This is a genomic window from Burkholderia sp. CpTa8-5 (assembly GCF_017815045.1).
In the GTDB taxonomy this organism is placed as follows: Bacteria; Pseudomonadota; Gammaproteobacteria; order Burkholderiales; family Burkholderiaceae; genus Burkholderia; species Burkholderia sola.
In genome coordinates this window covers 1-8,196 of record NZ_JAGIQD010000054.1, presented here as the reverse complement: position 1 = coordinate 8,196, position 8,196 = coordinate 1, and the positions used below count along the sequence as shown (strand labels likewise).

At 61.5% G+C, this 8,196-nt stretch carries 8 protein-coding genes; 3 read left to right on the top strand and 5 right to left on the bottom strand.

Going from position 1 to position 8,196, the window contains the following annotated elements; genetic code table 11:
• Positions 1-643: 643 nt before the first annotated feature.
• The 3 genes from J8I35_RS34110 to J8I35_RS34100 form a co-directional block, all read right to left on the bottom strand.
• Entirely contained in the window at positions 644-1,582 is a 939-nt protein-coding gene (locus J8I35_RS34110) for a cysteine synthase family protein (RefSeq protein ID WP_209929360.1), read from the bottom strand.
• Positions 1,583-1,628: 46 nt separating this feature from the next.
• The gene (locus J8I35_RS34105) at positions 1,629-2,036 is read right to left on the bottom strand and encodes an MAPEG family protein (protein ID WP_209929359.1); all 408 of its coding nucleotides are present in this window, start codon (positions 2,034-2,036) and stop codon (positions 1,629-1,631) included.
• A 221-nt stretch (positions 2,037-2,257) separates the two neighbouring features.
• Entirely contained in the window at positions 2,258-3,124 is an 867-nt protein-coding gene (locus J8I35_RS34100) for an NmrA family NAD(P)-binding protein (RefSeq protein ID WP_209929358.1), read from the bottom strand.
• A gap of 209 nt (positions 3,125-3,333) precedes the next feature.
• On the opposite strand from J8I35_RS34100, the gene J8I35_RS34095 reads away from it, so the two are divergent.
• Positions 3,334-4,266 (top strand): LysR family transcriptional regulator, encoded by a 933-nt coding sequence (locus J8I35_RS34095; protein WP_209929362.1) that lies wholly within the window; start codon positions 3,334-3,336, stop codon positions 4,264-4,266.
• A 135-nt stretch (positions 4,267-4,401) separates the two neighbouring features.
• Here J8I35_RS34095 and J8I35_RS34090 read toward each other — a convergent pair whose 3' ends face one another.
• Positions 4,402-5,364 carry a helix-turn-helix domain-containing protein gene (locus J8I35_RS34090; protein ID WP_209929357.1) on the bottom strand — a complete coding sequence of 321 codons (963 nt, stop codon included), beginning with the start codon at positions 5,362-5,364 and terminating at the stop codon, positions 4,402-4,404.
• 112 nt (positions 5,365-5,476) lie between these two features.
• Between J8I35_RS34090 and J8I35_RS34085 the strand changes: the two genes are divergently transcribed.
• On the top strand, positions 5,477-6,193 hold the full coding sequence (locus J8I35_RS34085; RefSeq protein WP_209929356.1) for a GNAT family N-acetyltransferase: 717 nt from the start codon (positions 5,477-5,479) through the stop codon (positions 6,191-6,193).
• Positions 6,194-6,215: 22 nt separating this feature from the next.
• On the top strand, positions 6,216-7,079 hold the full coding sequence (locus J8I35_RS34080; RefSeq protein ID WP_209929355.1) for an SDR family oxidoreductase: 864 nt from the start codon (positions 6,216-6,218) through the stop codon (positions 7,077-7,079).
• A 168-nt stretch (positions 7,080-7,247) separates the two neighbouring features.
• On the opposite strand, the gene J8I35_RS34075 is transcribed toward J8I35_RS34080, so the two are convergent.
• Positions 7,248-8,196 (bottom strand): class I SAM-dependent methyltransferase (locus tag J8I35_RS34075; protein WP_348522297.1); only part of this gene is annotated, 949 nt, incomplete at its 5' end.

The window sequence follows — 8,196 nt, the reverse complement described above, 5'->3', positions numbered from 1 at the left end:
GATGAACCGCCGTATGCGGAACCGCACGTACGGTGGTGTGGGAGGGCTGAGGGGGTGACCCCTCTCCCTACCCGATGTTCCTCATGGTTTTCCGTGGACGTCGCTGGCCGACCCTAGCCGGACGCTCCGCTGATAGAAACTTACGGCTGCTTTGCGAGCGATAGAAGACGCTGAAGCCACACCGTAGAGAGCGCAGCCTACTGGCGGGTCAGCTACCGCCATTTACGAAGCGACATTCCCTACGTTGCAGCTTGCACGTGCCTGCCCGCGACGCGCACGCTCGCGGAAAGTCTTGGCATGTCGCGCGTCACGACGACGTGGAGCGAACCGGTTAACAAAGGCTGGATCGTCGGTAGTTTCGGCGGCCGCTCGCAATCGGCGAGCGGCAGAACCGCACGGCAGTCGAACCGGCGATCGGGGCCATGGATACAACCGCCAGTTGATTTGCCTCTGCTGACGCGCCCTGCTCAATGATTGATCAGCTTCCGCTCATCGTCGCGGACGTGCGATCGCTTCGATTGACCAGGACATCGCATGCGTACTGCGAAGCGACTTCTCCGAGATAAAGATGAGGTATTGGGACACGCGTCGCGAACGCAGGCGTGCCGTTCAGAGCAAAGCGCTACGATGTATCAAAGGTGCATCAGCACATCGTTTGCGCGAACGACTTCAAATACTTCATGCCGGTGTCGCACATGACTGTCACGATCGTGGCGTCCGGGCCAAGCCGTTCGGCGAGTCGCAATGCGCCGGTTACGTTGGCGCCGGTCGACGTACCGCAGAACAGCCCTTCCTCGGCGGCCAATAGGAACGCCATGGCTCTCGCGTCCTCCGTGGAGACGCGCTCGAGTTCATCGGCTATGCCGTCCCGCCAAAGCGGCACGACATAGCCGGCGCCGATTCCGTCGATCTTGTGCGCCCCAGTCGGCCCGCCCGACAGCACCGCCGATTCGGCCGGCTCGACACCGGCGATCCGGATGCGTGCGTCATGCTCGCGCAAGCGCCGCGAAATGCCGCGCAGCGACGCAGCCGTGCCGACGCTCTGGACGAAACCGTCGAGACGGCCGCCGGTCTGCTCCCAGATCTCGTCGGCCATCTTCGTATAGGCGTCGAGCTGATCGGTGTTTTCCATCTGCGCGGTAATGTATGCGCCCGTCTCGCCGGCAATCCGATGGGCTTCGCGAATCATATCCTTCGTCAGCTTCTCGGTTTGCTTGCCGTTGTCGCTCGGGACGAGGGTCAGCTTCGCACCAAGCAGGCGCATGTGATCGAGTTTCTCCTTCGAGAACGCCTCCGATGAAACCAGATGCAGCGGATGCCGCTTGACGGCGCAGACCAGCGCGAGCGACACGCCCGTGCTGCCCCCGGTGTATTCGACCACCGCGCCGCCCGGCTTCAGCCGACCATCGCGCTCGGGCGCTTCTATCATCGCGAGCGCGATCCGGTCCTTCATGCTGCCGGTCGGATTCTGACTTTCGAGCTTGACGAACAAGCGTGCGCCGTTCTTCGGGACAACGTGTCGTAGCGGTACGAGCGACGTGTTGCCGATCGTGTCGAGGATGCTGCCGGGAGTGGATTTCATATCGACCTCTGAATTAAGCGAACGGGCAAGACCAGGCGGGTAGCAGTCAGCTCACATGGCCGAGCAGCGCGACAGCGAACGTGAGCGTCGCCGCGAAACCGGTCAGGAAAGCGATCGTGCGAACAACCGGAATGCCGGCGGCGTAGACGACGTAGTGAACCAGCCGCGCCCCCAGATAGAGCCTCGCCGAGAACACCGTCGCCGGGCTGCTCGCGCCCGTCATTGCGCACATCAAGACGAGCGGGGCGAACACGGCGAGATTCTCGATCGCGTTCGCATGCGCGCGCCGTGCGCGCTCCGCCCACGGCGGATCGGGCGCGAAGGACGGATCGGGATTGCTCACGGCCGCCATCACGCCACGCGTGACGATTCTCGCCAGCATGTAAGGGATCCACATCAGCAGCGTCGCGATCGCGATCAGCGTCAGTAGGTGAAGTTCTGGCGAAAACGTCATCGGATTGACCTCTATCGGACTAGGTACAGGACATATCTGCGGATGCCGGAAATGCTTCGCAGTCTAGACTCGTGACAAGGCCACTCGCTATAGTCATAAATGACATTAATAGCGACATTTACGACACTCTTTCGACAGCGAAACCACTATCCGTCTGACCGGAAAGCCGATGCATGGGCGGGCGTAGCGAAAGCTCGTCACGCGTCGCCCGCCGAATTCAATCAGACCGTACGCGACACCAGTTCGCCCAGAACCGTGTCCAGCGCGACATAGCCGCGCAAGATTTCGTCAGGATCGCTTTCGAAATCAATCCAGTCTTCGTTGAAGCCGTCCAACATGCGCATGCGGGGAAGTGGATGCTTCATGCCCTGCGCGCGAAACAGCGCTTCCCATGTTCGCCTGTCCACGGCTTCCGTGCGCACGTCCCGGCCCAAAACGCGAGCGAAGACCAGCGCGAGATCGTTGGGACTCACCCGGCGCGGCCCCTCGAGCTCGACGACACGCACCCCGCGCCACGTCTGCTGCAGCAGTTCTGCCGCAACGCGGCCTACGTCCGCGGTGGCGACCATCGGCACGGGCTTGTCGAGCGGCTGCAGGTAACTGGCGACGACGCCATCGTCGCGCGCGGACGCCACATCCCACGCGGCGTTCTCCATGAACCAGCCGGGCCGCAGGAACGTCACCGGCATCGGCATCTCGCGTAACGCCTGCTCCATCAGCGTGTGTTGTGTGAGCAGATTGGGCTCATCAGCCTGCGCGCCGATCGTCGACAGGCTGACGACCCTTTCGGGGCGCGCCTTCAACAGCGCGGCAGACAAGGCCTCGATCACCTTCCGCGCTTCAGGAAACCCGGGCGCCGGATCGAACACCGGCGGCGGCAGGATGAAAACGCCCGTCGCCCCAGCGAATGCGTCGGCGAGCGACGAAGGGTCTTCCATGAAAGCCGTCGCAACTTCGCACCCGCGCTCCCCCCACGCCGCCGCTCGCGTCGCGTCGCGCACGACTGCGCGCACCGTCCGGCCCGAGGCCAGCAGTTCGCGGGCCAGTGCGCCGCCGACCTGGCCGGTAATTCCTGTAATTGCATACATTGCTCGTTCTCCACGTGTGAATACGTCGGTCGCATTCTGGACAAACGCGGACCAAAACAAAACGACATGGATGGCATAAGATAAGTAACAGTGCGTCATCAATTCGATATCATCGACGCAGACGCCCGGCACGGCTAGGCTGCGTGGCGTCGGCGTGTCGGCTTTCAGTGGGTCGCGCGCGATCCGCCACCGTATTCACTCGAACAACCATGAGATCCCGTAGCGAGAAACTGTCCGGCAGCATCAGCGTGTTCGCCGCCGTGGTCGATGCCGGGACATTTTCGGCTGCCGCCGACGTGATAGGTATGACGCCGCCGGGCGTCAGTCGTGCGATTGCGCGGCTGGAAAGAAAGCTGAACATCCGGCTGTTCAACCGAACGACGCGGTCGGTGTCGTTGACCGAAGAGGGTCGCCGCTTTTACGAGCAGGTCATGCCCCATCTCGCCGGGCTGGAGGAAGCCGCCGCGGCGGCCGCAGGCGGCGCCTCCGCAGTGCGCGGCAAGCTGCGGATCAATCTGGATCCCGTCGTCTACCGGGCCATTCTCGGGCCACGACTCGATGCGTTCATGGACACGCATCCCGAACTCGAAATCGAGCTCATCGCGCGAGACAGCGTGGGCGACCTCGTCATGGACGGCTTCGACCTCGCCGTGCGATTCGGCGAACCGCGGGCATCCAGCCTGATCGCGAGAAAGCTGCTCGATACCGGCATCGTGACGGTCGCGGCGCCCTCGTACATCGCGCGCCGGGGGCGGCCGGCCAAACCCCAGGACCTCGAAAACCGCGGCCATCGCTGCCTGGAATTTCGCAACCCGGAAACAGGCAAGCCGTTCGCGTGGGAATTCCATCGCCGGCGCAAACGCATCGTGGTCGACACACGGGGGCGCCTGACGGTCAACGATCCGGGCGCGCTGCTCAATGCATGCCTCGCCGGTTCCGGCATTGCGCAAATGCTGCTGCTCGGTGCCGAGCCGCTGATCGCCGACGGCCGGTTGATCAATCTCTTTCCCGAATGGGCCGACGAGCGGTATCCGTTATACGCGTACTACCCGTCTCGGCATCACGTGCCGGCAAAGACGCGCGCGTTCCTGGATTTCATGGTCGAACTGACGGGCATTCACGGCAGCGTCGGCATGCACTAATGCCGTCCCGGCGCGACCTACGCTACCATGCGTCGCCATTCACCGCATGCGACGACGCGGCTGCCGGTCTAGCGGCGGCCTTCGCGGCCGCGGCGCTCGCCGTTGGCGAAGCAAAGCCGCTCCGTACCGAGAACACTACCGATTATCGGCACGCAATTCCCGCACCCCCCGGCCGAGCCTGCGACGCAACAAGGCCCGCAACGTCGCGGAATCCGCGTAGCCGACCTCGCTTGCGATCGTCTCCAGGTTGTAACCCATCGACACGAGATTCTGCGCGCACTCGATTCGGAGATCCTGGAAGAACGCCAACGGCGACTTCCCGAGCACGGCCTCGGTACGGCGCTGCAACGTACGTGGTCCGACGGCCAATGCAGCTGCCGCCGTCTGAAGCGAAAAACCTGCGGAAAGATTCTGGCGAGCCCATCGCTCGAAGCGCGAGACCAACGGATCCGCGTGCGCAAGGTAATCCGGAATGATGTATTCAGCCTGCGACGAACGCTTGTCGATCAGCATGAAGCGCGCAACGAGCGTGGCCAGTTCGGGGCTGGCTTTACGCAGCAACCACAGCGCAAGGTCGAGATGGCCCATGGCCGATCCTGCCGTGACCAGGCGGTCCGAGGCGACGACCATGCGTGAATCATTCAGATCGACTGCCGGATAACGTTGACGAAAGAAGGGTGAGAGCGACCAGGTGGTCGTCGCCTCGCGATGATCCAGAAGCCCGGCTTCCGCCAGCACGAACGTCCCGATACAAGCAGCGGCAACGCCGACGCCTTCAGCATGCCACGCACGAAGGTACGCGATTGCATCACGCACGTCTGGACGTTGTAGCGCCTCCGTCAGGCGCTCCGGCTGTCTGATACCCGGCGCGGGCACGACCACCCAGTCGGCGCGGCGTACGCTGCCTGCCGGTTCCACCGGCATGGACAGTCCATGCGCGGTACGGACGCGCCTGCGCACGCCAACCACCTCGACGTCGAAAGGCGGGGCGGCAAAGCCCTGCGCATCAGCCAGTTCGTTGGCCATCGCGAACGTATCTAGCAGCACCGTCAGGCCGGTGTCGAATAACCCCTCAAGCGCCAGAATAGACAATCTCATGTCGTAAACGCATCTATTAATGTCATTTACGACTATAGCCAGTTTTCCGGGGAAAACCTAGACTGCACGGCAATGAGGCGAAGATTTCAGCCGCCTAGCAAAGGGGAAGAGCATGAGCGATAGGGAACTTGCTGGCCTCGACCATCCCGTCTGGTCGGCCCTCACAACGAAGCAGGCGCACTTGGGACAAGGCGACGCGCTCGCGCGTCGATACCATCCCGACGTCGCGCCTTTTGCTGCGCTGGCCACCGAAACGAGTTCCGCTTACCAGGCGCTCCAACAGCTTTTGCGGCCTCACGAGCAGGTCGCGTTACTGTCTGTCGAACGAATTGGTCCAGTCGACGGATTTCAAACGACGCATGTCGGCGTGATCCATCAGATGATCGCTTCGCATCGCCAAGCAGGAAGGACGGATAACGACGAAATCGGTCAGTTGGGCGCCGCCGATGCGAGCGATATGCTCGAACTAGCCCGGAAAACCAAGCCAGGCCCCTTCAGCGAACGGACTATCGCCATGGGCAATTACATCGGAATTCGCGAACGTGGGCATCTCGTTGCCATGGCCGGCGAACGAATGCACATCGACGGATACGTCGAGATCAGCGCCGTTTGCGTCGATGACGCGCATCGCGGCAAGGGGCATGCCGCGCGACTGATGAGCGCCCTGCAATGGGAAATCGAGAAGCGCGGCGAAACACCTTTTCTGCATGTATTCAGCGACAACGCTTCCGCGATTCGGTTGTATGAGCGCCTGGGTTTCCGACTACGCCGCACGTTTCATCTCAACCGCATCGAACGTATTCATACGGGGTCAGTCGCGGCTCTCTAACTTTTTCCGGGAAACACTCAACATGCCTAACAATATTCTGATAACCGGGGCGAGCAGCGGCTTCGGCTGCGACACGGCGGAAACGCTGTCGGCTGCTGGGCACCGCGTATTCGCGTCGATGCGAGACATCGCGGGCCGAAACCAGCCGCATGCCGATGCCCTTCGAGCGAAAGGCGTGCACGTCGTCGAACTCGACGTGACGGACGATGCGTCAGTCGAGCGCGGCGTCGCGTCCGTGCTCGAGCATGCCGGGCGTCTCGACGTCCTCGTGAACAACGCCGGGATCGGATCAGCCGGTATTTCCGAGGCGTTTACCACAACACAGGTACAGGCCCTCTTCGACGTGAATGTATTCGGTATCCAGCGAATGTTGAGGGCAGTCCTACCGACCTTCAGGAAGCAGCGCGAAGGCCTGATAGTGAACATTGGCTCGATCCTCGGCCGCGTGACGTTTCCGTTCTTCGGTCTCTATGGCGCATCGAAGTTCGCGATTGAAGCTTTGACCGACAGCTACCGCTATGAGCTGTCGACGTTGGGCGTCGACGTGGTTCTCGTTCAACCGAGTAACTATCCGACGAATATTTTCGCGAGCGCGCAGTTGCCCGCCGATGCCGCCCGCGCGCCCGGCTACGGTGAAGCCGGTGCGATTCCGGACAAGATGTTACAGACATTGATGGCGCTGTTCGCGAGCGACCACGCGCCGAATCCGCACGACGTCGCCGACGCAATCGTGCAGCTCGTCGAACAAGAGAACAGCACGCGCCCCGCGCGTTTGGTCGTGGGGCAGTCATTCGGCGCGGACGCCCTCAACGCTCAAGCAGCAGCGATTCAGGCGCAGGTGCTCGAGGGCCTCGGGCTGGCACGCCTCGCCCATGCGGAAGGGTGACCCGCGGCGGCTTAAGTGTACGGCCGACACACAATCCAATACCGGACCGAGTCACCGCACCTCGGTCCGCTTACCGCCGGCTAACGGACGTAAATTCTATCGCGGGCCAATGACTACTCATGGCCGACAGCGGAATCATGCGTTTTGTATCGCTGGACGAGCGAGCATCTAGGCAGCAGTGGCCTGAACAAGACGCAGGCCCCATCCAGTTTGCAACGTACCGTCTTCGCTTTGCATGGGCGCGAGCGCCGACAACAGTTCACTTTTGAACTGTACGCGCGCCGCTTCCGACATCCGGTCGGCGTCGTAGGTGTCCAGCATGTCCAACCACAGCTGCTCGGGTGTAGGTGCCCAGTCGATTTCGATGTCTTCAAAAGCCACATCAACAAAATCGGGCTTTAATAGTTCTTGCCACCCCGCTTCACTGCGTGTGCGCGCATCACCGAGCCGCAACTCTGTGAGCTGATCCTTCGCGATTGGCTTGAAGATGTCCAAAAATACTTCGCCGACCTTGCCAGTCAAAAAGCTCCGCCCGACGATAGCGGAAAAGCTGCCGCCGTCACGCAATACCCGGTGAATCTCTCGAACAACTTGTTCGATATCGTCCATCAACATGAGAGCCATGTGCGACAGCACGTAGTCTACCGAGCCGCTACCGAGCGACACTTCTTGTGCACGCTCGTTAAGCAATCGTATTTCGTGCGGCAATATTCGCCGAGCCAGGTTCAACTCGCCATCGCTCATGTCTATGCCAATTAGCTTCGTTGCTGCATGCCCCCTGTCGTTCAGAATTTGCAGCAATGGCCCATCACCACATGCCAGATCGAGCACAGTCCGCGACATCGCGTCATTCGGTACACGATTCGCCAGTGCGTGATAGGAGGAGGGGTATGCTGCCTGCGCAGATCGTGCAGGTCGATTACCGTAGGCTCGACGCGTTGCTCCTGCCCGGCGGCAGTGAAAATCTTTCAAATATATTTCTGCGTACGAGGTCATTCTCGCGCCATTCGATTGTTCGCTAATTGGGAGCACTCGTGACTCTAGCAGGCTGTTGAATTTGGGAACGGTGTAAACGGGCTCTGCGGGCGGTGCGTTAGAGATATCGTGTTCATGACCT